Annotated in this window: 26 protein-coding genes; 13 read left to right on the top strand and 13 right to left on the bottom strand. The window is 69.8% G+C overall.

The genetic code is table 11. The annotated features are described in order from the left end of the window. Positions 1-118 precede the first annotated feature (118 nt). From N0B31_RS16565 to N0B31_RS16555, 3 genes are all read left to right on the top strand, one after another. A complete protein-coding gene (locus N0B31_RS16565; protein ID WP_260592732.1) occupies positions 119-1,057 on the top strand; it encodes a sugar kinase in 939 nt (312 codons plus the stop codon). Between the two features lie 32 nt (positions 1,058-1,089). Further along, positions 1,090-1,317 (top strand): hypothetical protein, encoded by a 228-nt coding sequence (locus tag N0B31_RS16560; protein ID WP_260592731.1) that lies wholly within the window; start codon positions 1,090-1,092, stop codon positions 1,315-1,317. Between the two features lie 116 nt (positions 1,318-1,433). Next, positions 1,434-2,708 carry a PGF-CTERM sorting domain-containing protein gene (locus N0B31_RS16555; RefSeq protein ID WP_260592730.1) on the top strand — a complete coding sequence of 425 codons (1,275 nt, stop codon included), beginning with the start codon at positions 1,434-1,436 and terminating at the stop codon, positions 2,706-2,708. On the opposite strand, the gene N0B31_RS16550 is transcribed toward N0B31_RS16555, so the two are convergent. Beyond that, entirely contained in the window at positions 2,705-3,163 is a 459-nt protein-coding gene (locus tag N0B31_RS16550) for a phosphate-starvation-inducible PsiE family protein (protein ID WP_260592729.1), read from the bottom strand. The two genes, N0B31_RS16555 and N0B31_RS16550, sit on opposite strands and share 4 nt — an antisense overlap. A 57-nt stretch (positions 3,164-3,220) precedes the next feature. Continuing rightward, positions 3,221-4,003 (bottom strand): SDR family NAD(P)-dependent oxidoreductase, encoded by a 783-nt coding sequence (locus N0B31_RS16545; protein ID WP_260592728.1) that lies wholly within the window; start codon positions 4,001-4,003, stop codon positions 3,221-3,223. Between the two features lie 91 nt (positions 4,004-4,094). On the opposite strand from N0B31_RS16545, the gene N0B31_RS16540 reads away from it, so the two are divergent. The 3 genes from N0B31_RS16540 to N0B31_RS16530 all read left to right on the top strand — a co-directional run bounded on the left by N0B31_RS16540 (position 4,095) and on the right by N0B31_RS16530 (position 7,639). Beyond that, complete coding sequence (locus N0B31_RS16540; protein WP_260592727.1) at positions 4,095-5,318, top strand: metal-dependent hydrolase family protein; 1,224 nt, start codon at positions 4,095-4,097, stop codon at positions 5,316-5,318. Between the two features lie 54 nt (positions 5,319-5,372). After that, positions 5,373-6,224 (top strand): crotonase/enoyl-CoA hydratase family protein, encoded by an 852-nt coding sequence (locus tag N0B31_RS16535; RefSeq protein ID WP_260592726.1) that lies wholly within the window; start codon positions 5,373-5,375, stop codon positions 6,222-6,224. 272 nt (positions 6,225-6,496) lie between these two features. After that, positions 6,497-7,639: an acyl-CoA dehydrogenase family protein gene (locus N0B31_RS16530; protein WP_260592725.1), complete on the top strand. Its 1,143-nt coding sequence runs from the start codon at positions 6,497-6,499 to the stop codon at positions 7,637-7,639. On the opposite strand, the gene N0B31_RS16525 is transcribed toward N0B31_RS16530, so the two are convergent. From N0B31_RS16525 to N0B31_RS16510, 4 genes are all read right to left on the bottom strand, one after another. Continuing rightward, on the bottom strand, positions 7,636-8,829 hold the full coding sequence (locus tag N0B31_RS16525) for an outer membrane protein assembly factor BamB family protein (protein WP_260592724.1): 1,194 nt from the start codon (positions 8,827-8,829) through the stop codon (positions 7,636-7,638). The genes N0B31_RS16530 and N0B31_RS16525 overlap by 4 nt on opposite strands. 36 nt (positions 8,830-8,865) lie before the next feature. Then, on the bottom strand, positions 8,866-10,677 hold the full coding sequence (locus N0B31_RS16520; protein ID WP_260592723.1) for a helicase C-terminal domain-containing protein: 1,812 nt from the start codon (positions 10,675-10,677) through the stop codon (positions 8,866-8,868). Between the two features lie 24 nt (positions 10,678-10,701). Beyond that, a complete protein-coding gene (locus N0B31_RS16515; RefSeq protein WP_260592722.1) occupies positions 10,702-11,859 on the bottom strand; it encodes a signal peptidase I in 1,158 nt (385 codons plus the stop codon). A 205-nt stretch (positions 11,860-12,064) separates the two neighbouring features. Then, entirely contained in the window at positions 12,065-12,580 is a 516-nt protein-coding gene (locus N0B31_RS16510; protein ID WP_260592721.1) for a DUF1102 domain-containing protein, read from the bottom strand. Positions 12,581-13,080: 500 nt separating this feature from the next. Between N0B31_RS16510 and N0B31_RS16505 the strand changes: the two genes are divergently transcribed. After that, on the top strand, positions 13,081-13,677 hold the full coding sequence (locus tag N0B31_RS16505; RefSeq protein ID WP_260592720.1) for a DUF7344 domain-containing protein: 597 nt from the start codon (positions 13,081-13,083) through the stop codon (positions 13,675-13,677). 3 nt (positions 13,678-13,680) lie between these two features. Continuing rightward, entirely contained in the window at positions 13,681-14,133 is a 453-nt protein-coding gene (locus N0B31_RS16500; protein ID WP_260592719.1) for a hypothetical protein, read from the top strand. Positions 14,134-14,148: 15 nt separating this feature from the next. Here the strand turns inward: N0B31_RS16500 and N0B31_RS16495 are convergent, their stop codons facing one another. The 3 genes from N0B31_RS16495 to N0B31_RS16485 form a co-directional block, all read right to left on the bottom strand. Then, the gene (locus N0B31_RS16495) at positions 14,149-14,349 is read right to left on the bottom strand and encodes a DUF7561 family protein (protein ID WP_260592718.1); all 201 of its coding nucleotides are present in this window, start codon (positions 14,347-14,349) and stop codon (positions 14,149-14,151) included. A gap of 270 nt (positions 14,350-14,619) precedes the next feature. Further along, on the bottom strand, positions 14,620-14,853 hold the full coding sequence (locus N0B31_RS16490) for a DUF8015 family protein (protein ID WP_260592717.1): 234 nt from the start codon (positions 14,851-14,853) through the stop codon (positions 14,620-14,622). A gap of 136 nt (positions 14,854-14,989) precedes the next feature. After that, a complete protein-coding gene (locus N0B31_RS16485; RefSeq protein ID WP_260592716.1) occupies positions 14,990-16,198 on the bottom strand; it encodes an MFS transporter in 1,209 nt (402 codons plus the stop codon). Positions 16,199-16,344: 146 nt separating this feature from the next. On the opposite strand from N0B31_RS16485, the gene N0B31_RS16480 reads away from it, so the two are divergent. From N0B31_RS16480 to N0B31_RS16470, 3 genes are read left to right on the top strand one after another with little or no spacing between them, the layout of a single operon-like run. After that, complete coding sequence (locus tag N0B31_RS16480; protein WP_260592715.1) at positions 16,345-17,220, top strand: YkgJ family cysteine cluster protein; 876 nt, start codon at positions 16,345-16,347, stop codon at positions 17,218-17,220. Positions 17,221-17,245: 25 nt separating this feature from the next. Next, positions 17,246-18,289, top strand: a complete 1,044-nt coding sequence (locus N0B31_RS16475) for an NAD(P)H-binding protein (protein WP_260592714.1) — start codon at positions 17,246-17,248, stop codon at positions 18,287-18,289. Further along, on the top strand, positions 18,290-19,000 hold the full coding sequence (locus N0B31_RS16470; protein WP_260592713.1) for a DUF7530 family protein: 711 nt from the start codon (positions 18,290-18,292) through the stop codon (positions 18,998-19,000). Positions 19,001-19,009: 9 nt separating this feature from the next. Here the strand turns inward: N0B31_RS16470 and N0B31_RS16465 are convergent, their stop codons facing one another. Continuing rightward, complete coding sequence (locus N0B31_RS16465) at positions 19,010-19,192, bottom strand: DUF5786 family protein (protein ID WP_260592712.1); 183 nt, start codon at positions 19,190-19,192, stop codon at positions 19,010-19,012. Between the two features lie 122 nt (positions 19,193-19,314). On the opposite strand from N0B31_RS16465, the gene N0B31_RS16460 reads away from it, so the two are divergent. Continuing rightward, entirely contained in the window at positions 19,315-20,307 is a 993-nt protein-coding gene (locus N0B31_RS16460; RefSeq protein WP_260592711.1) for a DUF5784 family protein, read from the top strand. 114 nt (positions 20,308-20,421) lie between these two features. Here the strand turns inward: N0B31_RS16460 and N0B31_RS16455 are convergent, their stop codons facing one another. Together N0B31_RS16455 and N0B31_RS16450 are read right to left on the bottom strand one after the other, a co-directional pair. Beyond that, positions 20,422-20,730: a hypothetical protein gene (locus N0B31_RS16455; RefSeq protein ID WP_260592710.1), complete on the bottom strand. Its 309-nt coding sequence runs from the start codon at positions 20,728-20,730 to the stop codon at positions 20,422-20,424. A 114-nt stretch (positions 20,731-20,844) separates the two neighbouring features. Further along, the gene (locus N0B31_RS16450) at positions 20,845-21,642 is read right to left on the bottom strand and encodes a helix-turn-helix transcriptional regulator (protein ID WP_260592709.1); all 798 of its coding nucleotides are present in this window, start codon (positions 21,640-21,642) and stop codon (positions 20,845-20,847) included. Between the two features lie 269 nt (positions 21,643-21,911). Here N0B31_RS16450 and N0B31_RS16445 point away from each other — a divergent pair, with 269 nt between their 5' ends. Beyond that, a complete protein-coding gene (locus N0B31_RS16445) occupies positions 21,912-22,508 on the top strand; it encodes a cupin domain-containing protein (protein WP_260592708.1) in 597 nt (198 codons plus the stop codon). Between the two features lie 48 nt (positions 22,509-22,556). On the opposite strand, the gene N0B31_RS16440 is transcribed toward N0B31_RS16445, so the two are convergent. Then, complete coding sequence (locus N0B31_RS16440) at positions 22,557-23,591, bottom strand: SPFH domain-containing protein (protein WP_260644003.1); 1,035 nt, start codon at positions 23,589-23,591, stop codon at positions 22,557-22,559. Between the last annotated feature and the right edge of the window lie 191 nt (positions 23,592-23,782).

Raw genomic sequence — 23,782 nt, 5'->3', positions numbered from 1 at the left:
TTTGGCGCAATATTACCTATCGTGACTGTCTGTGTCCCGGGTATCCAGACACGTAGTGACGACGGGCGACCCGTGACGCACACGAAGCTATAGGCCCCCCGCCCTCCACGGCCCGAGTATGCTGGTGACGTTCGGGGAGACGGCACTCCGCCTCTCGCCGCCGGGGGCCGAGCGACTGGAGACGACCCGTCGGCTGCAGGTACAGGCCGCCGGGCCGGAGAGCAACGCCGCCATCGCGGCGCGACGGCTGGGGACGCCCGCGACGTGGATGTCACGGCTGCCGGACACGCCGCTGGGCCGGCGCGTGGCGAGCGAACTCCGGGGGTACGACCTCGACGTGGAGGTGTCGTGGGGCGACGGTCGACAGGGGTTGAGCTTCTTCGAGCACGGGCCGACCCCGCGGGGCGACCGCCGGGTCGACGACCGGCTGGACTCGGCGGCCACGACGCTGACGATGGACGACATCCCGGTCAACCGGGTGAAGGACGCCGACGCGGCCTACCTGACGGGCGCGACGCCGGCGCTCTCAACGGACCTCGCCGGCGCGAGCGCCCGGTTCCTGAAGACCGCGGCGGACAACGGGGCGCTGACGGCATTCTCGGTCTCGCACCGGCCGTGGCTCTGGAGCGGCGAGGAGGCGGGCGAGTTGCTCACCCAGTTCTTCAGCGCCGTCGACCTGTTCGTCGCCACGGAGGCCGAACTCGCCGCCGTCCTCGACCGGGGGGGGCAGCCGGCCGAACTCGCCCACGGCGTCGCGAGCGCCCACGACTTCGAGTACGTCGCCATCCCCCGCGAGCGGACGTGCGTGCTCTGGCACGACGCCACCGTCCACGAGTACCCGAACCCGGACGTGGACGTGACGGACCCGAGCGGCCGGGACGACGCCTTCGCCGGTGCGCTCGTCGCCGCGCTGCTGGACGACGAGGACCCACAGGACGCGCTCAGGCGGGCCATCGCCGCCCGGGCGCTGGCGACCACCGTCCCCGGTGCCGTCCCGACCGTCGACCCCGAGTCGGTCGCCGAGCTGGCCGAACAAGTGGATAAACCGCGGGGCTGAGGCGCGCGCACGCCAGAATCGGTGGCATGGCGGTGAACCTCGACGCCACGGCCAGCACGAACGCGACCGTGACCACCGAGAGCGGTGCCGAGCTGACGGCCCACGACAACGACCGTGGCATCCTCGTCGTCCGGGCCGGTGAGTCTGGACAGGTCGTCCACGCGAACGTCTCGAGCGACGCCGAGGCGGGCCCCGAGAGCGACGGCATCGCCGTCGTCTCGCTCGTCGGGGCGGCGCTGCTGGCGCGCTCCCGCGCCTGACGCCTCGTCACCGACCACGCTCTCCCCGGTTCTCTCCCGTTTTCGCCCGCCGAGAGCGGCAGCGCCGACGGTCCGGGCCCCGCGGATATAAATATCCGCGCGATGAGTGTCTGGGTATGCGACGACTCCCGGTCCTCACGTTCGTCGTCCTCCTGACCCTCGCGTCGGGGTTCGCCCCCTTCGCGGCGGCCGGGACGACGACACAGCAGGAACAGGTGACACTCACCGTCTCGGTGGTGAATCAGGACGGCGACGGCGTCGGCGGGGTGACCATCGAAGCGTCCTGGAGCGGTGGTACCACGAGCGCCGACACCGCCAGCAACGGGCGGGCGTTCGTCGACGTCCCGGAGGGGGCGGACGTCGAACTGACCGTGAGCGACGACCGGTACGTCCGGAACGTCCCCGTCCAGGTCGAGGACGCCTCGAACGAGGAGGTCACCATCGAGGTGGCCCGACAGGGACAGGCGACCGTCACCGCCTCCGACCAGGACGGCCGGCTGGCGAACGTGACGGTCGAACTGGTCGCCGACGGGCAGGTCGTCGACCGCGGTCGGACCAACAGCAACGGCGTGTACACCACCCGGAGCGTCGAGCAGCGGACCTACACACTCCGGACGGTCAAACCGGGCTACCTCATCAACGAGACGCGACTCCGGGTGACCTCGGGGAGCGTCATGCAGAGCGTCGACATGCGCTCCGACAGCGTGCAGATGACGTTCCGAGTGCTCGACGACCACTTCGAGGACCCACGCCCCATCAACCAGGCGACCGTCCGCATCGCCAACGTGGGGACCTCGAACACCACCGCCGACGGCCGGGTCGGCTTCATCCTCGGCGTGAACACCCAGCAGCAGGTGACGGTGACGAAAGACGGCTACGAGCGAGAGCTCGCTATCGTCAGCGTCGGTGAGTCCCCGAGGACCATCCAACTGACGACCCAGCGTGTCGACCGCATCACCGTCGAGCCGACGAACGAGCGGGTCGTGGTCGGCGAGTCGACCGTCGTGAGCGTGACGAACGCCTACGGCGAACCCGTCCGCGGGGCCGACGTGACCATCGACGGCGACGTGGTCGGGACGACCGACGGCGCCGGTGAGGTCCGGGTCACCATCGACAGCGCGGGGAACCAGACCCTCGGGGCCGTCGACGGGGACAGAGAGGCGGCGGGCGTGACCGTCGTCGGTGTCGAGGTCGGCGACGACACCCCGACCCCCACCGCGACGGTGACGGCCACCGCCACACCGACGGCCTCCGCCACGCCGACGGCCAGCGGGACGCCAACCGAGGAACCACCGACGACGACCACCGCCGTCTCGCTGCCCGGTTTCACGCCGCTGATGGGCGTGCTGGCGATGCTCGCGGCGGCGCTGCTGCTCCGCCGTTCCGACTAGACGGCCTCCGTCTCGGTCTTCTGGACGACGTAGTAGGCGACGACGAGCACCAGCAACAGCAGCGAGAAGGCGGCGGCGTTGACGAACAGTGCCTCCAGCGTCTCGAAGTCACCCGGTCGGAAACTGATTATCTTCCGTGCGACGGCGATGAGGCCCGCGACGATGACGATGCGGGTGACGCTCTCCTCGCGCGAGTAGGCGACGACGGTCTGGTAGAGCTCGACGATGATGAACAGCAACAGCGCCTTGTCGATGACCGTGAGGATAGCGTCGATCCCCTCGTCGGGGTCGAAGATGACGCCCGTCCGCACGAGTTCGAAGATGGAGATGAGCAGGTCGAGGACGCCGATGCCGAACAGGCCCACCAGCAGGTAGGCGGCGAGGATCTCGATGGCGCGGATGACCGTCTCGGAGGGCTCGACGAAGCGGTCGAGGTCCGTCCCGTCGTCGGACATACGCCACCATATGTCACGAGAGATGAAAGTCGCGAGGGTCGCGGCGACGTGCGGGGACTACGCGGAGGAGAAGCCGCCGTCGATGACGAGGCCGTGGCCCGTTATCCACGCGGCCTCGTCGGAGAGGAGGAAGCAGGTCGGGGCGGCCACGTCGTCGGGTTCGCCCAGTCGGCCGAGCGGGTACTGTCTGGCGAGTTTCTCGCGGCCCTCCTCCGGGTCGTCGGCCATCCCGGCGAACACCTGCGAGCCGAGCGGCGTGTCCACGACGCCCGGACAGACGGCGTTGGCGCGCACGCCGTCCCGACCCGCTTCGGCGGCGACGGCACGGGTGTAGTTGAGCACCGCGCCCTTCGTCAGCGAGTAGGCCGACTGCTGGGGCATCCCGAGGACGGCGGCGAGCGACGCGACGTTGACGATGGCCCCGCCGTCGTCGTTCGCCTTCAGGTGCGGGAGCGCGGCCTGACAGCCGTTCCAGACGCCGCGGACGTTCACGTCGATGATGTAGTCGAGCGTGCTCTGCGAGACGTCCTCGGCGAGGTTCGGCGGGTGGCCGATGCCGGCGTTGTTGACGATGCCGTCGAGGCCACGCTCCTCGGCGACGGCGTCCACGAGGTCGTGGAACGCGTCGGCCTCGGTGACGTCGAGGTGGTAGTAGGTCGCGCCACCGGCCCCCGCGGCGGCGTCCTCGGCCTCGGCGACGGTCTGCTCGCCGCCGTCGTCGTCCACGTCGGTGGCGACGACGAACGCGCCCTCGCCCGCCGCGCGGGTGGTGATCTGTCGGCCGAGTCCGGAGGCCGCACCGGTGACGAACACGGTCTGTCCGTCGAGTCGGAGTGACATACCCGGCCGTCGTACGGAGGTCGCTTAAGTGGTTTCCCGCGACGGCGGGGCCGCCCAACGACTTAACAGCGCCCCACCCGACCTCGCGGGTATGACCGACGAGACGACCTACCACGTCGACTGCGGGACGCTCCTGACGGGCGACGGCGAGACCATCGAGGACGCACGGGTCCTCGTCACGGCCGACCGCGTCGAGACGGTGGGGACACAGGAGGACGTGCCGGAGGTGGGCGACCGGGTCGACCACTCCGGCGAGACGGTGCTCCCGGGGCTGATAGACGCTCACCTCCACCTCCAGGGGAGTCGGACGATGGACCCGATGGACTGGGTCACCGAGTCGACGGCGCTCGGGACGGCGCGGGCGACGGCGGACCTCCGCTCGCTGCTCTCGGCCGGGTTCACGAGCGTCCGTGACGTGGGGTCGACGACCGGACTCGGCCTGCGCGACGCCGTCGCCGCCGGGGAGATACCCGGTCCGCGCATCTACACGAGCGGGCAGGCCATCTCCCAGACTGGCGGCCACGGCGACAGCCACTCGCTCCCGCACGAGTGGGTGGTCGACACCGGTATCGGCATCTCGACGCTCGCCGACGGCGCCGACGAGTGTCGAAAGGAGGCCCGAAAGCGGGTGCGCGACGGCGTCGACTGCCTGAAGATCATGACGACCGGCGGAGTCCTCTCCGAGCGGGACGCCCCGGACCAGAGCCAGTTCACGGACCGGGAGGTGCAGGCGCTCGTCGAGGAGGCCCACCGGGTCGGCATCCCGGTCGCCAGCCACGCACAGGGGACCGCCGGCGTCGAGCGGGCGCTGGAGAACGGCGTCGACACCATCGAGCACGGGTTCTACCTCGAGGACCGGACGCTGGAGCTGTTCGTCCAGACGGACGCGACGTTCGTCCCGACGATGGCCATCATGCACCGCATCGTGGAGTACGGCGCGGACCACGGCGTCCCGGAGCACGGCCTGCGGAAGGCCCGCGAGGCCTACGAGGCGCACGTCGACTCCATCACGCGGGCCCACGAGGCCGGCGTCGCCATCGCCACCGGGACGGACTTCCTCGGCCCGGCCCTCGTCCCGCACGGGGAGAACGCGCTGGAACTGGAGCTGCTCGTCGAGGAGATCGGGTTCGACGAGCAGGCGGCCATCGAGGCGGCGACGGGCGTGGCCGCGCGGACCGTCCCCGGCGACGACGTGGGAGTGCTGGAGGCGGGCCGGTACGCGGACTTCGTGGTGGCCGACGACCCCCTCTCGGACGTCGGATCGTTGCGGGAGCCGGTCGCGGTGTACAAGGGCGGGAAGCGAGTGGAGCTGTAGGCACCGCGACGGACCGGCCCCCGGATTGAAGCGCCGCCCCGCCGGAGCGGCGCCATGGACGCCAGCGAGACGTTCGGCACGGACGCGGAGGTGCGCTACGAGCGCGAGGGGCGGGTCGGTCGGGTGGTCCTGAACCGGCCCGAGCGGTACAACGCCATCACCGAGACGATGCCGGGGGCGCTCCGCGAGGCGGTGGCGTTCGCGGACGCCGACGACGCGCGGGTGGTCGTGCTGGAGGGGGCGGGCGACGCGTTCTGCTCGGGCTACGACCTGCAGATATTCGCGGAGGCCGAGCGCCCGGTCCCCGGCAGTCAGGAGCTGCCGTGGGACCCGATGGAGGACTACGCGCTGATGAAGCAGAACACGCGGGACTTCATGAGCCTCTGGCGCTCGCAGACCCCGGTCGTGGCGAAGGTTGACGGCCCGGCCGTCGCGGGCGGGAGCGACATCGCGCTCTGTGCGGACCTCGTGGTGATGGCCGAGGACGCGACGATCGGCTACCCGCCGGCGCGGGTCTGGGGCTGTCCGACGACGGCGATGTGGGTGTACCGGCTGGGGATGGAGGGGGCGAAGCGGATGCTCCTCACGGGCGACCTGATAGACGGCCGCGAGGCCGAGCGGTCGGGGCTGGTCCACCGGGCGTACCCGGCCGCCGAACTCGACGCCGAGGTCTCGCGGCTGGTCGACCGGATGGCCGGCGTCCCGGCGAACCAGCTGGCGATGGGGAAGCTCGCCGTGAACAAGGCCGTGGAGGCGATGGGCCTCGAACTGACCCAGACGTTCGCCACGCTGTTCGACGGGATGGCCCGGCACACGCCGGAGGGCGTGGCGTTCAAGGAGCGGTGTGAGGAGGTGGGATTCAAGCAGGCGGTCGCGGAGCGCGACGCGGGCACGCTGTTCGACTAGGCCGCCCGATTTATGTCGCTACGGCCGCTGTTCGGCGTATGGATCGACAGAAGGTCATCGCCCTCGTCTTCGCGTTCCTGATGATCTCCTCATCCGTGGCGTACTTCGCCGCGTTCATCTTCGGGTAGGGAGGAACCGAGCGCCGCTCGGTTCCTCCAAGTCGCGAGCGGGAGCGAACGCAGTGAGCGACACGCGAGCCGCGAGGTTTCGAGCGGAGTCCGCGCAAGGAGCCCTGCCCCCGCCTTCTTCACCCCCCGCCGCGACCCGCGGGTATGTTCGAACTCACCGACGACCAGCGGGCGTTGCGCGAGGCGGCCCGCGAGTTCGCCGAGCGAGAGGTTCGGCCACGGGCCATCGACCTCGACCGACAAGGGCAGTACCCGGCGGAGATACTCGGTGAACTCGGCGACCGGCGCTGGACCGGGCTGACGCTCTCCGAGGCGTACGGCGGGAAGGGCGGGAGCCTCGTGGACCTCGTGGTGCTGGTCGAGGAGCTCTCGGCGGCGCTGATGCCGGTGGCGAGTGCGCTCGCGCTCCACCTCGGCGTGGCAACCGTCGTCGAGCGGTTCGGTACGGGCGAACAGCGCGAGCGGTGGCTCCCCGAGATGGCCCGCTTCGAGACGGTCGGTGCGCTCGGGTTGAGCGAGGAACACGCCGGGAGCGACAAGTCCGGGATGGAGACGACGGCGACGAAGGTGGGAGACGAGTGGCTGCTGGACGGCCACAAGCGCTGGGTGACGAACTACCTCGACGGCGACGAGGTGCTGGTGTACGCCCGGGACGACCCGGAGGCCCCCTTCCCGGACGGCGTGACGGCGTTCCTCGTGCCGACGGCCGAGTTCGACGTCGAGGAGGTGTGGGACACGATGGGCGCACGACCGGTCAAGTCGCCGAAGGTTCGGCTCGACGGTGTGCGGGTTGCAGACGACCGGCGGATCGGACCGGTCGGAGGGGCGTACCGCCAGCGCTCGACGCTGTCGACGGGGGTGAACGTCCCCGCCCGTGGGGTGGGCATCGCCCGTGCCGCGCTGGAGGACACAGTCGCGTACACCGCCGAACGCGAGCAGGGCGGGTCGGCCATCGGCGACCGGCAGGGCGTCCGCTGGCGGGCGGGCGAGATGGCGATGCGGGTGGAGACGGCGCGCCTGCTGACGTTCCGTGCCGCGGCCCTCGCCGACCGAGGGGAGGACCACCGCCACGAGTTCGCGATGGCGAAGGTGGCGGCGACGGAGGCCGCGGTGGAGAACGCCAACGAAGCGATGCAGCTCCACGGCGGCATCGGTTACACGACGGAGAAGCACGTCGAGCGGTACCTCCGTGACGCCCGCCTGCTGACACTCGCCGGGGGGCCGAACGAGGGCCACCGGGACACGCTGGGCGAGACGACGTTCGAGCGCTACCGACGCGAGCGCTAGCAGTCGGCCAGCGCCGCCACCCGGCCGTCGGGCTGGCCGACGAACAGCACCGCACCGGCGAGGACGGCGGCGGTGGTCACGGGCTCGCGGAACCGCCAGCGGACGTCGCCGTCGTCGGGGTCGAGGACGACCACCCCGTCCGGACCGGGGGCGAACACGGCGCCGTCGCCGACGGTGGGACGGGAACGCGCCCGGACCCGCGAGTCGACACGCCAGCGCCGGTCCCCGGTCTCGGCGTCGAACGCGAACACAGAGTCGTCCGCGAGGTACGCCGCGTCGGGGCCGAAGGCCGCCGGACTCGTTCGCGACGAGACGAGCCCGTCGGCCCACTCGACCTCGCCGGTCGCCGTGTCGACCCCGGTCACCTGCCCGAACCGAGAGGCGACCGCCACTCGGCCGCTGGCCGCGGTGGGACCGGACGTGAACTGTGTGTTCGGGAGCGCGCGCCACTCGACCGACCCGTCGTCGGGCGAGAGGGCGTAGAGCCCCGCCTCACGGGAACTGGCGACGCCGACGAACAGCCGGTCGTCCGCGACGGCGAGGGTGTCGTAGACGCTCCCCTCCTCGCGCTCGTCGGCGAACCGGACCCGCCAGCGCTCGGTGCCGTCGTCGGCGTCGTAGGCGCGGACCGTGCCGTCCCAGAGACCGAGGTAGACCGTCCCGTCGTGGACCGTCGGCGCGGCGGTCAGGCGCGTGTCGAACGGTTCGCGCCACACCGCCTCGCCGGCGTGGTCGAACGCGGTGAGGAACCCGGCATCCGGGTCGGTGGGGCGACTGGGGAGGATGATCCGGTCGTCGGTGACCGCGGGGGTGCCGTGCGGGCTTCCGGGCGGCGTGGCCGACCACTCCGTGGCCCCCGTGGCGGCGTCCAGCGCGGTGAGCGACCCGACCCGTTCGCGGTCGGCGATCCGGCTGCCGGTGGCGTAGAGCGTGCCGTCGGCGTACGCGAGCGAGCCGACGGCGCGCTCCTCGCCGAGGCCGACACGCCACGCGATGCGGTTCGAGTCGGGGCCGGGACCGGTCCCACGGCCGGTGTGGGCGGGGCCACCACCCGCCTGCGACCAGTCGCCGGCGAGTCGGTCACCGACGGTGCAGTCGGTTCGGCCGAAGGGGTTCGAACAGCCGGCGAGGGTGGCGCTCCCGGCGGTGGCGAGCGAGGCGAGGAGGCCGCGTCTGGAGGGCGTGGACACGCGTGGGACGAGTCGGCCGACCGACAAGAGCGTTGCCTACTCGCCCCAGACGTCCGAGAGCGGGTGGTTCGCGTAGTCGTCGTCGGCCGACGAGGAGGACGAGCTCGACCCGGACCGAGAGCCCGAACGCGACCCGACGCTCGACGCCGACGAGCCGCTCGAACCGCCCAGCCCACCCGCACCACTGGCGCTCCCGCCGACGCTCTCGACTGCCGCGCTCGGCTGGAACGACGGCAGGTCCGGCGTCGAGACGCGGTCGACCTGCTCCGTGAACCAGCCGGGGGTGTCGGCCTTCGCGCGCTCGAACAGGTCGAGCAGGGACGAGTCGGCGAGGTACGTCGCGCCGTAGTCGTCGGGCGCACGGACGACGCGCCCGCAGGCCTGGATGACGGTCCTGAGCGCCGTGCGGTAGTACCACGCCCACTGCCCCTCCTCCAGTCTGGCGGCCACTCTCGAATCGCGGGTGTTGGGGTACGGTGCCTTGCAGAGCACCTGCCAGCGACAGAGGTCGCCCTTCAGGTCGAGCGCCTCCTCCATCTTCACCGAGACGAACAGGTCCGACCCGTCCGACCGTTTCCACCCCTCCAGCGCGGCGTCGCGATTCTCCTTGTCGTGGGTCCGGACCCGGTCGCCGACGCCGAAGTCGTTCAGGAGCGAGACGAGGCGGTCCGAGATGGCGTAGGAGTGGGCGTGGACCAGCCCCTTCTCGTCGGGGTGGTGTTGCATCAGGCGGACGATGGTGCGAGCCACCTTCGGGAGCGTCTCGTCGCGGTGCTCGTAGGTCATCTTCCCCTGTGTCACGTCGTAGAGCGGCCGGTTCTCGACGGGGAACGTGTGGGGCACGTCGACGAGCGCGACGGTCGACGGGTCGAGACCAGCCCCGCGACAGAAGGCGTCCTTGTTCAGGATGGTCGCCGACAGGAGCGCGAACTTCGACCCCCGGTCCCAGACCGTGTGGTGGAGGTACCGCGCGGGGTCCATCGGCTTGACCGAGACGGCGGTGCCGGCGCCCTCGTGCTGGTCGACCACCCACGTGGTCTGGGAGTCGAGGTCACGCAGGTCCTCGAGGAACCACCCGAGGTCGCGGACCAGTTCGGCCAGCCGGTCGCGCTCGCCCGCCTCCGCCGCGGAGAGTTCCACCTTCGACCGGAGCTCCTTCTGCCGGCGCTGGCAGGTCGTCCGCAACCGCTCGGCGTACCCCTCCACGTCGGCGATGCGGTCGACGTTCGGCGGTTCGCAGGCCTCCCAGACGACCTGCGGGATCGTCCGCGGCGAGAGGTCCAGTGTCGCGTACATCTCGGCCCACTCCGCGAGCCCGTGGGCCTCGTCGACGACGACCACGTCGCGCATCCCGAACACGTCCGACCCGGCCGTCTTCATGAAGTACGCGAGCGTCATCGCCGCGATGCTCCGGTTCGAGGCGATCGCCCGGTCGGAGAAGTACGGACACTTGTGCTCCACGGGGCAGTCGAACCCCCGCTCGCGGGCGCAGGGCGCCCGGTCGACCGGCGTGTTCGTCTCGCCCGGCAGGATGCAGTCGTAGTTGCCCTTCCCGCGGATGATGGAGAGGTCCTCCAGCAGGTCGTCACCGGCCACGTCGTCCAGTTGCGAGACCTGCGGCGTGGTGTAGTACGCCCCCACTGGCTGGTGGGGTTCGGCCTCGCCCGGCCGACGCGCACACCCCGCGATGGCCCGCGCGAGCAGGGACTTCCCGCTCCCCGTCGGCGCGCGGACGAGCACCACGTCGTTGCCGTCCTCGAACGCCTCGCGGATGCGCCCGAGGGCGGTCTCCTGCGCCCCGCGGTATGAGGGTGCGGGGAACTCCGATTCGATGCGGGAGGGGTCCACAGCAGGCGGAAGTGGTCGGCGGGCCTAAACCCACCGCTCTACTCGAGGGCTCGAACCCGTGCCCGGTTCAGCCGCCGAGCCGACGGCGGAGTCGGCCGACCACCCCCGGCCGGGTCGCTCACGGTCGCGTGAACGCACCCGCCCACGCCCGATTAGCGGGAGTGTCACCGCGAGGAACCCACCCGCTATCAGCGCGTCGATGACGACCACGGGCAGCCACGGGTGGACCGCGTGGAGCGAGCGGATGATCGGGACCGGCAACACCGCAAGGTAGCGGTGCTCGACGACGTACCGGCGGTAGTAGCCGGTCTCGAGTGGGGCCGAGAGGGTGATGGTTACCTCGGTGACCTGGTGTGGGCCGAGCACAATCTCGGTCGGTTCGACACGTACCCCCTCGCGGGGTTCGAGGAAGACGACGGTCGGCACCACCCCGCTGTTCGGCACCTGGTATGGCAGGTCGCTCGACCCGCCAGCCCTGATGACGTCCGGTCGCTCCGAATCGAACTCGGCGCTGACGACGCCGAACTCCTTGGGGCCTGCCGGTCCAGCCATCGCCGCGGTCGCTGCTGCGGCCAGAACCAGGGCGAACCCCAGGAGCAGCACTCGGGGGTCAATACCGGTATCCCGGCCCCGCGAGCGTTCGCGGCTCCCCCGCTCGTTCCGGTCGCGGTACTCCCCGAGGAGGTAGTAGACGAGTGTCGCGCCGAAGAACAGGTAGCCGAGCCACTGTGGGCCGAGCAGTGCACGGGTACCGAACAGTCCGACGGCACCTCGCTGGACAGCCCCGAGAGCCCCTTGCACCCCCTCGACGGCGGTGCCGAGATGGGGCACTACGACGACGCTTCCGCCGACCTGGAGGGCCTCTGCGACCACCTGCTCGCGCCGCACGGGAGGCTCACCGCCCTGCTGGTCGGTGAAGGGGTTTGCATCTCCACGGGTGACGTACCCACGGTCGGTCTCGCCGACGACCCGGTGGGTGGTGAGGCCACCACCCTGTATCTCCTCTGCGTGGAAGGTGATCACGTCACCCTCCTCGATTTCGGTGAGGTCACTCGGCACGGCTACGAACCCATCGCCCGGGTCGAGGGTGGGTGCCATGCTGCCGGTCTCGACGAAGCCAAGGACGGTTGGCTGTCCGAGGACGGCCCCGGCGACGATACTCAGGGCGACGGATACGAGCACGAGGAGGGCTACCCTCGCAGGTCCTCTCCTTCGATTCATACAATCGGTTTCGACGCTCGTTCGTTCTCTACCGCTGGCCCACTCCGGTCGCTTGGCCCGACACTCCTGTGCCGTGCCCGGTTCCAGCGGCTTCCGGCATGGACCAGCCGCTTTGGTCTCTTCTCGTGTACTCCCGAAACCGAAACGGGGAGATCGAACCCTCCGACTAATCGGGGTTCCGAGACTCGGCGTGTACCACCATCGTCCCGTCGACGTTGGCACTGGGAAGGTCGGCGGCGACGATTTTCACTCCCACCTTCGCAGGCTGCCCCGGGCTGAGTTGCTTCTTGTTGTTACTGTTGATGAGTGAGGTTCCACCGTTCTCCGTCCCCGTGTAGAACGTCACCCCAGGGATGCTCTCTTGGATCCAGACGTCCATCTCACCGACACCAGAGCCGGTATTGTTCGCCAGATTGAGTATGTCGAACACCTCGTCGAAGTAGTACGTCGAGTTCGGGTTCACACCCTGCCCCCCGAGCGAGTTACCCTGTGTGGGGTCACCAGAGCGTGAACTGGTCGGGTTATCCCCCGAGAAGTCGATTTCGAGCTGTTCCGGTGAGCCAGTGTACTCGACGAAGTTTCCGTGACGAGTCCCGTCGTCCGTCCCATCGAGACCATCCGAGCCGCCGTTGCGCTGGAGCGCGATGTACGCGCTCGCGTCTCCAGTCTTGTCGATGTTCACTGCACGGTCCCCCGAACTGAACTGCGAGACTGCACCGGTACCTATCACGGCACTGGCGCCAGCTGCGAGCGATCCTGCTCCGACCAAGAATTTGCGTCGTTGCATTGTCGTAGTACCTCTTTCGGGCGCACCCCCGGACACGCGTGGTGTCCGTCAGCACGCATCCAAGGACACACCGGCCACCCCCCTCAGAATAGAGCGCCTCCGAGAATCCAAACCAGCCCTCCACCGCTCAACAGGCCGCCTGCCACGCTCAAGAGCGACCCTCGGCCGCTCAATAGCCGGCCTTGGGCGAGCGAGTAACTGATTAACACGTGGATAGAACCGGAACCGGAATCCCGCGCCTGCAGGCGATTCGGCTATTCGTTACGCACCCACCGAGTTTGGTTCGACCGACGACCGTACCGACACGAATGATGTCTACAGAGACGACATTCATCGGTGGCTACCTTTGTACCCCCCACCCGCACACCACTTCAGGCGAAGGAGGGGAGTCAAGGATGGGAACGGCGGCACGAAACGGAGAGGGACAGCACGAGTCGGAGATCGAGACCGAGCTCCACGAGGACGACGTGTTCGACGTGCTCAGCAACGAGCGCCGGCGGTACGCCTACCGCTACCTCGACGAACGACCGGAGGACGCCGTCTCGTTGCGCGAACTGGTCGACCACGTCGCCGCCTGCGAGTACGGCAAGCCGGCACGGGAGCTGACGAGCGACGAGCGCAACCGCGTCTCGACCGCGCTGAACCAGTTCCACCTGCCGAAGATGGACGACTGCGGGTTCGTCGAGTTCGACAGCCTGCGCAAGGAGGCGACGCTCACCGAGGACGCACGGGACCTGAACGTCTACCTCGACGTCGTCCCCGGCCCGGACGTGCCGTGGGCGGTGTACTACGTGGGGCTCGGGGGACTGCACGCGGCGTTGCTCGGCGGGGTCCTGCTGGAGGCGCCGGGGCTCTCGCTCGTGCCGAGCGAGGGGTGGCTGGTGTTCGTCGTCGCGACGCTCGTCGCCTCCGCGCTGGCACACCTCTGGTACACCTACCGGGGGCGACTGGTAGACGACGAGACGCTCTCGGGCCGGCTTCCGGGTGAGTGAGTCGTGGCGCTCCGCCACTGGCTCCTCGTGCTCGCGGTGGTCGGCGTGGTCACGACCGGGGCGGGCGGGACGGGGGCGTTCTCGAGCGCCACGGCCGAGCGCGGGGTCTCGGTGGCCGTCGCGCCGCCGGAGGACGCCTTCCTCGGTCTGACCGACTCGCTGGACGCGACGGTACCCGAGAACGGCACGCGGGCGGACCTGTTGACCGTCACAAACCGGCTGAACCAACGGGTCGACCTGACGGCCGAGGTGTTCGAGACCGACCCGGACGGCGGACCGAACGTGACGAACGTCTCGGTCGTCTTGTCGCTCGAGCCGGGGGAGGGCGGTCCCGTCTCGGCGGACCTGGCGTGTGACTCGAACGCGACGGAGTCGGTGACGGTCACGGTGGACGCCGTCGGGACCGGGGTCCGAGTGGAGAACGCGAGTCGGCCCGTCGAACTGACCTGTTCCTGAGCGGCGCGTGTGCCGTCACTCCAGCGCCGCCACGTCCGCCTCGCTCGGGTCGTCGGGCAGTTGCTCGATGCAGTCGTAACACAGGAAGAACTCCGAGCCGTCCGAGAGTTCGAGCGTCAACCCCTCGGTCCGGTCGCCCTCGAACGACCAGAGGTTGGCGATGCCGCCCGCGATGCGGACGGACTGGCCACAGCCCTCACACGGTTCCTTCGCCATGGTCATCGTTCGGGACCGACGCGGATAGCGCTTTCTCGGTCGGGCCGAGGTCGCGGCCCGTGGTGATTCGGTCGATCGAGCGAGAGACACGGCCAGTGAGGGCCGCCGGCCATCGGGCGGCGTGCCCGAGCTCGGGGGACGGCAGGATACGCCGTGTCACCGCGACAGCGGTGGCCGGCGCGACGGCGGTGCGGGGCGATTCAGTTGGACCGCGCTAGCGTTCCCGCTCACCGACACAGAGACCACGACTCACCCCCCACCGACACAGTCTCACTCCGAGAGCGGGGGATTCCGGAACAGCCCGTCGACCACCGCGAGGAGCGCGACCAGCGACGCGCCCGCGAGGCCCGCCCGCGGCGGGAGCGCGGCGAGGTGACTCGCCACCACCCCCACGACGAACACGGCCGGGACCACCGCGAGCAACAGGTCGTACCTGGTCACGCCGGAGACGAGCGTGGTCGTCGCGCGGTCCGAGTCACGGTCGCTGTCGGCACTGCGGGTCATCGTCACACCTCTACAGTCGGGAGTACCGGAGGGTCCAGAAAGAATCTTACGCCGGAAAACCACGGGGGAACCGCCGGCGTGGTTCCCGGTCACGCCTGTGGCGGTTCGCTCGATTACGCACGAATAATATCGCTCACTACGCCGGGACGGTGTCGCCCGACGGCGCTCGGACGGGGTCCGTCGCCACCCAGAGCAGTCCCGCGAGGACGGCGACGGCGACGCCGGTGGCGGCGAGGAACTGCACCGGACCGACGGTGGCGGCCACCCGGCCGCCGACGACGTTCGCGGTACCGGAGACGAGCGTGAGCGCCATCGAGACCCCCGAGAGCACCGTCGCACGTCCGACACCCGAGATGTGGTCGTTGACGTAGCCGTTCCTGACCGGGCGGGAGATGCGCTGGAGACCGCGCCGGACGAACAGCGCCGGGAGGAGCAACAGGGGCACGACGGCGAAACTGGCGTAGGCGACGGCGACGACGGGGACCATGAGCAACAGGACGCCGTGGGTGCCCAGCCGGTCCTCGAGCGGCCCGGCGACCCCGGCGGCGGCCGCCGAGACCAGTTTGAACCCCGCGTACAGCACCCCGAGGCCGGCGACGGGGACGCCGACGGCCCGCATCGCCGGCTGTTCGAACACCCGCGTCACCGAGAACGCGAGGTTGAACAGCGCGGCGTAGACCACCACCCAGCGGATGGCCGGGCGGGAGAGTTGCGCCCGGAGGACGCCCAGCGCCTCGCGCACCCCGAGTTGGTCGGCCGCCCTCCGCTCGCCGTCTGCACCGGCGTCAACTTCGCTCCCACTCGTCTCTGGGAGGGTGAACAGGAGCGGGACGCCCAGCGACGCCAGCGCCGCGTTCGCCACGAACGGGGCGGCCGGGTCGACGGTGTAGAGCAGGCCGGCACTCAGCGCGGCGACAGCGGAGACGACGAGCACCGTCGAGTCCGAGCGGCCGCTGATGCGGGCGTACTCGTCGTCCGCGTCGCGCCGAGCGAGCAGTTCGTAGAGCCACGCGTCGACGGTTCCGGTGCGGAACGTCCAGCCGACGGCCCAGAACGCGTAGACGGCGACGAAGTCGAGCGGCGAGTCCGCGACGGTGAACCCGAGCATCACGGCGACGACGACGGCGTTCCCGAGCGCCAGCGCCGCACGCCGGCCCAGCCGGTCGCCGAGGTACCCCGTCGGGAGTTCCGAGGCGACCATCGAGAACAGGAACGCCCCCTGCGCGAGGCCGATGGCCGCGAGGCCCAGCCCCCGGGACTCCATGTAGACGACCGACACCGGGATGTAGAACCCCGAGGAGAGCGTGGCGCGGTAGAGGTAGTAGCGGCGGACCAGTGAGACCATATCGGCAGTTCTACGGCCGAGAAGAAGGGCGTTCCCGGAACTCGATTTGTGTAGGAATCACTACACACCGTCCGGCGCGGGGGCGGGCCGGTGGCGGGCGTCGGGTCGGCGGGAACGTTATGCGCTTCGCTCACAGTCGACACACCATGGAGGTGAACTGCGAGGGGTGTGCAGGGTGCTGCATCGACTGGCGGGCGGTCGCTCCCGCCGACGTCTCGCTGGACCACGAGCGCCGTGGCCCCTACCGGCCGCTCGACGACTCGTACAACCTCGTGCCGCTCTCGAGCGACGAGGTGCGGGCGTTCGTCCGGGACGGGCTGGGCGACGCGCTGACGCCACGTCTCTGGCGGGGGGAGGGCGGCCCCAGCGTCGAGGTGGACGGTCACTCGCTCGCGGCCGTCGACGGTCACCCCGTCTTCTTCGTCGGTCTGCGCAAGCCACCCAAGCCCGTCGCCCCCTTCGGCCTCGACCCGACGTGGCTCCCGACCTGCGTCTTCCTCGACCCGACCACGCTCCAGTGTCGCATCCACGGAGACGACCTGTACCCGGACGCCTGTGCGCGCTACCCCGGCGACAACCTCGCGCTGGACGCCGACACGGAGTGCGAGCGGGTCGAGCGGGCGTTCGGCGGCGAGCGGCTGCTGGACGACACGGCCGGCGACGCGACACCGCTGCTCGCGCCGAGCGCCGTCGGGGGACGCCTGTTCGCCCACCCGGACCACTCGCGCATCGAGGGGCGGGTCGCCCGACTCGCGCGCGGCACGGCAACCCACGAGGACCGCGCCGAGTTCGTCGCCGTCGCCGCGGGTGCCACCCCCGGCCGCCTCGACGTTGACGACGACCACTACGAACGGGCTCGCGAGGCGGTGCTGGCGGCCGACTCGTGGGTCGGTACCGCCGTCGAGGAGTGGGCGGCGCGGGCCGAGACCGAGCGCCCGGACCCGTCGCTCGGGGCCGTCGTCGAGGAGGACCACGGCGCCCCCACCACGCCGGGATGGGCCGGGAGTCGGGAGGAGAGTTAAGCGGTCGGCGCCCCTCCGTAGTGGTATGCGCGTTCTCGTCACAGGAGCGACCGGGTTCGTCGGGGGGCGACTGGTCCCCACCCTCCTCGAGGCCGGTCACGAGGTCGTCACCCTCGTCCGCGACCCCGAGGGGTACGACGCACCCGACGGCGTCGAGGTGCAGACCGGCGACCTGCTGGAGCACGGCTCGTTCGAGGCCGCCCTCGAGGCCATCGACGTCGTCTACTACCTCGTCCACTCGATGCGGGCCGGCGAGGACTACGCCGAGCGCGACCGTCGGGCCGCCCACAACTTCGCGCGGGCGGCCGAGGACGCCGGCGTCGACCGCGTCATCTACCTCGGCGGCCTCGGCGAGGAGCGCGACCACCTCTCCGAACACCTCCGCTCGCGCCGCGAGGTGGAGTACATCCTCTCGAACGCCGCGTTCGACTTCACCGCACTCCGGGCGGCCATCGTCGTCGGCGACGGGAGCGCCTCGTTCCGCATGGTCGAGCAGATGGCGAGGAAACTCCCCGTGATGGTCGCCCCGAAGTGGGTCCGCACCCCGGTCCAGCCCATCGCCATCGACGACGTGCTCCAGTACCTCGTCGGGGTGCTGGACGTGCCGGAGACCCGTGGCGAGACCTACGAGATCGGCGGTCCCGACGTGCTCACCTACGAGGACGTCATCCGGCGTACCGCGCGCCTGCTGACGGGGAGCGAACCGTTCATCCTCCCCGTCCCCGTCCTGAGCCCGCGGCTCTCCTCGTACTGGCTCGGGTTCGTCACCGACGTCCCCCGGAGCGTCGCCATCCCGCTCGTGCTGGGGCTGAAGAACCCCGTCGTCGTGAGCGACCACCGCATGGAGGAGCTCGTCACGTTCGAGCGCACGCCGTTCGACGAGGCGGTCCGCGAGGCGCTCGGCGACCGGGTGCGTACCGGGGAGCCCGGCGACGAGGACGAGCCCGCGCGGGTCCCCCTCGACGAGGACGAACCGGCCAGCGAGGGTGGGGAGGAGGCCACCGGCTCGGGGGGGGAGTCGGCGGCCGACTCGGAATCGGCTTCCTCCGAGCGACCCGAGCTGGGGTAGATGGGGAGCGCGAACGTCCCGGAGTACGGCGAGACCTGGGTGTACGAGAGCATCATCGGCGCGCTCCCGGGCATCTCGGTGTCGCGCCCGCTGGCGCTGGCCATCCAGCTCGTCGCGTTCGAGGTGGGCATCCTCGCGCTGGCGTGGTACTACGACCTCTGGGCGGCGGCGCTCGCCGGGACGGCGGCGGTGTTCGTCGCCGCCATCGGGAGCGTCGAGATGCTCCGGATCTCCACGCTGACCCGGTCGGTCGACGTCCCCGAGAGCTACCGGCGCCTGCTGTTCGGCTCCAGCGTCGAGGTGGTGCTCGCGGTGCTGGCGTACGTCGCGCTGGTGACCCACCTGTTCGTGTTCGACCCGCAACAGCGGGCGGGCGGGGCGCTCGTCGAGCAACTGTTCGGCCCGGACCCGCCGGTGCTGGTCGTCTACCTCACGCTGCTCGTGCTCTGGGACGTCTGTTATCGCATCGGCACGAACTGGTGGGCGGCGGTGACGGCGGTGTGGCGGGCGGCGACGTTCAGGCTGGACGCGGAGACGCGGCGCGCGTTCCGGCGGGCGGACCTGGAGACGATGGTGTTCGGGTTGTTGCAGGTGGTGCTGGTCCCGTTCGTGCTGGAACAGCCGGTGATACTGGCGGCGCTCGTGGGGCACGTCGCGGCCGTGACGGTGGCGACGGGGCTGGCCGTCGCGCTCTCGTACCGTTACGGATAGGGTGCCGGATCAGTGGCCGGCGTCGGACTTTATCTGTTTGAACTGGTCGAGCAACGCCTCGGTCGAGTCGCCGGAGTCGAACTCCACCCGCCCCTCGTAGTTCACGCGGTCGTCGTCCACGTCGGCGTCGACCTCGCTCATCTTCTCCTCGCGTCTCTCGTGTTCCGACTCGTCGTATGCACCCATCGACATGGTAACACACGTTCCTTGTGAAACAGTGACTATCAAGTTATCGGATATATGGACGGCTATTGATACCTCCGGAGCCGGCAGATGCCGGAACCGGTAAGCCAGCGGTTCACCTAGAAGGGATAGTGGCTGGCCCGCTCCGATTCCGCGTCTCCCGTTCGAACTGGTCACGTGACCGCGTGCGCCAGCAGTTGCTCTCCTCGCTCGACGACCGCTTCGGCGCCCGGATGACCGACCCGTGGTTCGACTGCCCCGGCTTCGAGGCGGTCCGGCTCGAGATGCACAACGGCGACCTCGCGCTGTTCTGCTGGCGAGAGGGCGAGGCGTACTGGCTCGGCAACACCGAGACCCCGCAGGCGCTCTGGCGGACGAACAAGGTGACGTTCGCCGAGGCACCCGCCGCCGTCTCGCGGTGGGCCGAGCGCGAACTCACCGCCCGGCTGGAGACCACCGACCCGTGGCTCACCGAGTACGCGTACCTGACGTGGTTCTTCCTCCCCGTCCTGTGTTCCAAGGACGGCCGGGACTCCACGAAGGAGTTCTTCCGCGACCACGCCGCCGGCTTCCCCGACGCCACCCGCGACGAGGCGCTCTCGTACCTGAACGACCTCCTGAAGACCGGCGTGCTCGACGACTACCGCTACACGATGGCGGCGAAACTCGGCACCTCGCACGGTACCGACCTCACGCGGATGGCCGCGACCATCGGGGAGTTCGTCGCCGCCGGCATCCTCGACGAGGCTGGCCTCCGGTTCGAACCCGAGATCGAGCTCGGGAGCGGGCACGCACTCGACTACCGCGTCGGCGGCGAGCACCTCGTCGAGGTGACCCGCCCGCTCCCGCCCACCCAGCGCGACCGGGCCAACACGGCCGTCGCCGCGGTGAAGGAGACGGGCGGGGCGAAGACGACGGGCCAGCTCAAGGCCCACCCCGGCACCACGCTGTTCATCGACTGCTCGTCGTTCCGCGACGACGAGTGGGCCGCCGTCCGCGGCGAGAAACCCGACGTGGGCTACAAGCCGACCGTCGTCTACCGCGCCCGGCCCGACGGGCGAGTCGAGGCCTACAGCTACGGGACGGTGCCGTTCGACCTCTCGCCCGCCGTGGAGTGGGTCTAGATCCCGCAGACCCAGGGATAGCGGCCGCCCTCCCGGAGAGATGTCGAGCAGACAGCGGTCAGTGTCCCTCGCTTGCGAAGCGACGTCCGTCCTGTCCTCGGGCGTGGGCTCGGTTCAGGGCTGGCTTCGTCCCGCGGCACGCATCTGCGCCCTCCCCGGCGAGTCGAGACGCCGAATCCCACCGATCGGGAGGAGTGCGGAGACGGCGAGCCAGCCGACGTGACCCTGGGTCGGCGCGGCGTACCGGGCCGTGCCTCCCGACGGCGTCCCGTCCGCGCCGAGCGTGATGATCCCACCGAGGTGTTCGACCTCGACCGCTCGGGCCTGCAGTTCGGCCAGCGTCTCGAACGACCGGTCGATGACCTCCGCTGGCGTCCCCAGGCAGTGACCATCGAACGTGTAGGTTACTTCGTAGGTCGGCATGGGCGCACTGCGGGAGTAGCGCGGCCGACACGGTAATGATTCCCGCTGAAACGCTCTCACGGCGTGTAACGAGTACACACCTCGAGTATCGTACCCCGCATGAGAGGGACGGCGTCACTGCGAGAAGGTGCCGGCGTCGATTCGCTCGGACTCACGACGACACGCCTCGATGGTCGACCTGACCCAGGTGCACACGTGTTCGTCGTCGGTCTCGATCTGCGCACGCTGGGATCCGTCCGGGTCGACATGGGTGATCGACGCGACTGTTCCATCCGCCACGCCCAGCGTCTGCGAGACGCTGCCGTCGTAGCGATAGAGCTCGGCTCCACCCGACTCGATCATCTCGCGGGTCGGGTCGCCGAACGCCGGCGAGGCACTGATTGTGTCGAGCAGTTCTTCGGTGACGACGCCCACGACGGTGAGTTCACCCTGGACGGTTCGCTCCCGGAGCGCCTCTGCGAGGGGGGAGACGACGGTGTTCGTCAGGAAGTGGAACTCGTCCGCCTCGAGGATCAGCTGCCTCGCTCGCCGGAGGGGGGCACCTGGGTCGGTCTGCGTCGGAGTCGTGATCGTCGCGTCGCGGAGGCGGACCAACTCGAAGTCGAACTCCGCGATCGGCAGGGAGTCGACGACGGGCTCGAGTCGCTGCATCGTCTCGACGGCCTCCTCGAGTGCCCTGAACGACTCGGTGAGGAACGCTCCCGACGTCGTGATCTCACAGTCCGAACCGTGTTGGGAGATCCACTGCCGTTCCTCCAGGCCGGTGAGGACTCGGCTGAGCGTCGGTCGCGAGACGGCGAGCTCGGCGGCGAGTTCCTCACGGTCTGCCGGTGTCTCGGACAGGTACTCGAGCACCCGCACGCGGTTCTTCGACGCCACGAGGAACCGGATCTCGTCGACTGGCCCGCCCATATCATGTTATTTGATAACAATAGACATGATACTTGTGGCGGCTCGTCGAGAAGCTCCAGCATGGTTGACAGAGACGGCAACAGGCGGGACCGTCGGTCGCCCGTCAGGTGGGGCGTCGAGGGACGGGTACCGCGACCCTCGGAGTCACAACAGCGACCGTCCACACGGTGAGACGATTGCGAACCGTGCAACGATTGCACGAGGAATCATTACGCGCTCCGAGGTCGAGCGGCAATCGTACTGACGATGGAACGTCGTACAGGCCGACCATGACGAACCCACTGACCGAGAGACGACTGTCCGACGAGGAGCCGTACGAGATAATCCACAACCCGGTCGTCGGCGAGGAGTTCCGATTGCTGGAGCGCGATTCGGACGCCGACGGTGAGTTTCTCCGGGCCGAGGTCCGCTATCGGTCGGACGCGACACGGTTCGTGGAACACGTCCACCCGCAGCAGGACGAGACGTTCCACGTACTCGACGGGGCGTTGCTCGTCAGCGTCGACGGCGTCGAGCGGTCGCTCACACCTGGAGAACAGGTCACACTCCCGGCCGGTGTCCCCCACGAGCACGGGACCGTCCAAGGCACGGAGACGCGAGTCCTGTGGGAGGCACGACCGCCGCTGGCCGCGGCGACACTCCTCCGGATGCTCGCCACACTGGCAGAGGAGGGGAACACCGACGCGAGAGGGACGCCGAACCTCCTGGCGATGGCAGTCTTCGCCGACACGCACTCGGATTTCATCTATCTGGCGCGCCCCTCCATCCCGACGCAGAAACTGCTGTTCAAACTCCTCGCTCCGGTCGGCCGCCTCAGAGGGTACTCGACGGACTATCCCGCACCATCGGGGGCGCCCTCCGCGTGAAGGGCAGGTCGACGAGGCCGTGAGCACAGGTGTCGCCGCTCCGTCTCCCTAGATCGACTCCGGCTCCGCGTCCTCTTTCGCCTCCTCGTGGCCGTTACCCGTGTGCTGCTCGTCGACCAGCTCCTCGATGTCGTCCAGCCCGAGCAGTTCGCGCGTCTCCGCGTCGAACTCGCGGCTCTCGACCCGTTCGGCCGGGGTCGCCACGTCGCTCCCCGAGAGGTGCTTGCCGTAGCGCCCGACGAGCGACGTGAGCTCCTGCGGGAGGACGAACGTCGTCGACGGACTGGTCCCGATCTTCGAGAGCGTCTCCATCCCCTTGTCGATGACCGCCTTCTCGCCCATCGACTCGGCCGCCCGCGCCCGGAGCACGGTCGAGATGGCGTCACCCTGCGCCTCCAGAATCTGGGCCTGCTTCTCCCCCTGCGCGCGGACGATGTTCGACTGCTTGTCACCCTGCGCCCGCTCGATGGCGCTCCGGCGTTCCCCTTGCGCCTCCAGGATCATCGCGCGGCGACGGCGCTCGGCGGCGGTCTGCTGCTCCATCGCCGCCTCCACGTCGCCCGAGGGTTTGACCTCCCGGACCTCGACGCTCTCGACGCGGACGCCCCACTCGTTCGTGGGTTCGTCTATCTGGGTCCGGATGCGGCGGTTGATCTCGTCGCGCCGCGACAGCGTCTCGTCGAGTTCCATGTCACCGAGGACGGCACGGAGCGTCGTCTGCGCGAGATTCAGCGTCGCCTTCCGGTAGTCGTCGACCTCGAGGAACGCCCGCTCGGCGTCCATCACGCGGATGTAGACGACGGCGTCCGCGGTGACCGGTGAGTTGTCCCGCGTGATGGCCTCCTGCCGGGGGACGTCCATCGCCTCGGTCCGCATGTCGAAGACGTAGGTCTTCGAGACGAACGGCGGGACGACGTGGACGCCGGGGTCGAGCAGGCCCTGCATGTCGCCGAAGACGGTGAGTGCGCGCTTCTCGTAGGCCTGGACGATCTCGACGCTGTCGGCGACGGTGACGACGGCCAGCGCCAGCAGGACGAGGCCGACCACCGAGGCGACGTTCAACTGGACGATGCCGGTGACCAGCCCGACGACGGTGGCGACGGCGAGGACGAGGAGGACCGTGTTGCGGGTCGACCGGCGCTGTGACTCCGAAGCGATGGAGGACTGGTCGCCCTCGAGGTCGTCGCTGGGGCCGGCCGACCGCTCGCGAGAGCGCCGCTCGCTCTCTTCGACCATCCGACCGAGCTGGTAGAAGATGCTGTCGCGGTCGGACA

This window comes from Salinirubellus salinus, from assembly GCF_025231485.1.
In the GTDB taxonomy this organism is placed as follows: Archaea; Halobacteriota; Halobacteria; order Halobacteriales; family Haloarculaceae; genus Salinirubellus; species Salinirubellus salinus.
Note: the sequence above shows the minus strand (reverse complement) of the source record. Positions and strands in the feature narration are given on the sequence as shown.

Coding starts and splice junctions, on each gene's coding strand:
- N0B31_RS16565 (WP_260592732.1), top strand. CDS start 119: ATGCTGGTGACGTTCGGGGAGACGGCACTCCGCCTCTCGCCGCCGGGG.
- N0B31_RS16555 (WP_260592730.1), top strand. CDS start 1,434: ATGCGACGACTCCCGGTCCTCACGTTCGTCGTCCTCCTGACCCTCGCG.
- N0B31_RS16550 (WP_260592729.1), bottom strand. CDS start 3,163: ATGTCCGACGACGGGACGGACCTCGACCGCTTCGTCGAGCCCTCCGAG.
- N0B31_RS16545 (WP_260592728.1), bottom strand. CDS start 4,003: ATGTCACTCCGACTCGACGGACAGACCGTGTTCGTCACCGGTGCGGCC.
- N0B31_RS16540 (WP_260592727.1), top strand. CDS start 4,095: ATGACCGACGAGACGACCTACCACGTCGACTGCGGGACGCTCCTGACG.
- N0B31_RS16535 (WP_260592726.1), top strand. CDS start 5,373: ATGGACGCCAGCGAGACGTTCGGCACGGACGCGGAGGTGCGCTACGAG.
- N0B31_RS16530 (WP_260592725.1), top strand. CDS start 6,497: ATGTTCGAACTCACCGACGACCAGCGGGCGTTGCGCGAGGCGGCCCGC.
- N0B31_RS16505 (WP_260592720.1), top strand. CDS start 13,081: ATGGGAACGGCGGCACGAAACGGAGAGGGACAGCACGAGTCGGAGATC.
- N0B31_RS16495 (WP_260592718.1), bottom strand. CDS start 14,349: ATGGCGAAGGAACCGTGTGAGGGCTGTGGCCAGTCCGTCCGCATCGCG.
- N0B31_RS16490 (WP_260592717.1), bottom strand. CDS start 14,853: ATGACCCGCAGTGCCGACAGCGACCGTGACTCGGACCGCGCGACGACC.
- N0B31_RS16485 (WP_260592716.1), bottom strand. CDS start 16,198: ATGGTCTCACTGGTCCGCCGCTACTACCTCTACCGCGCCACGCTCTCC.
- N0B31_RS16480 (WP_260592715.1), top strand. CDS start 16,345: ATGGAGGTGAACTGCGAGGGGTGTGCAGGGTGCTGCATCGACTGGCGG.
- N0B31_RS16475 (WP_260592714.1), top strand. CDS start 17,246: ATGCGCGTTCTCGTCACAGGAGCGACCGGGTTCGTCGGGGGGCGACTG.
- N0B31_RS16470 (WP_260592713.1), top strand. CDS start 18,290: ATGGGGAGCGCGAACGTCCCGGAGTACGGCGAGACCTGGGTGTACGAG.
- N0B31_RS16465 (WP_260592712.1), bottom strand. CDS start 19,192: ATGTCGATGGGTGCATACGACGAGTCGGAACACGAGAGACGCGAGGAG.
- N0B31_RS16455 (WP_260592710.1), bottom strand. CDS start 20,730: ATGCCGACCTACGAAGTAACCTACACGTTCGATGGTCACTGCCTGGGG.
- N0B31_RS16450 (WP_260592709.1), bottom strand. CDS start 21,642: ATGGGCGGGCCAGTCGACGAGATCCGGTTCCTCGTGGCGTCGAAGAAC.
- N0B31_RS16445 (WP_260592708.1), top strand. CDS start 21,912: ATGACGAACCCACTGACCGAGAGACGACTGTCCGACGAGGAGCCGTAC.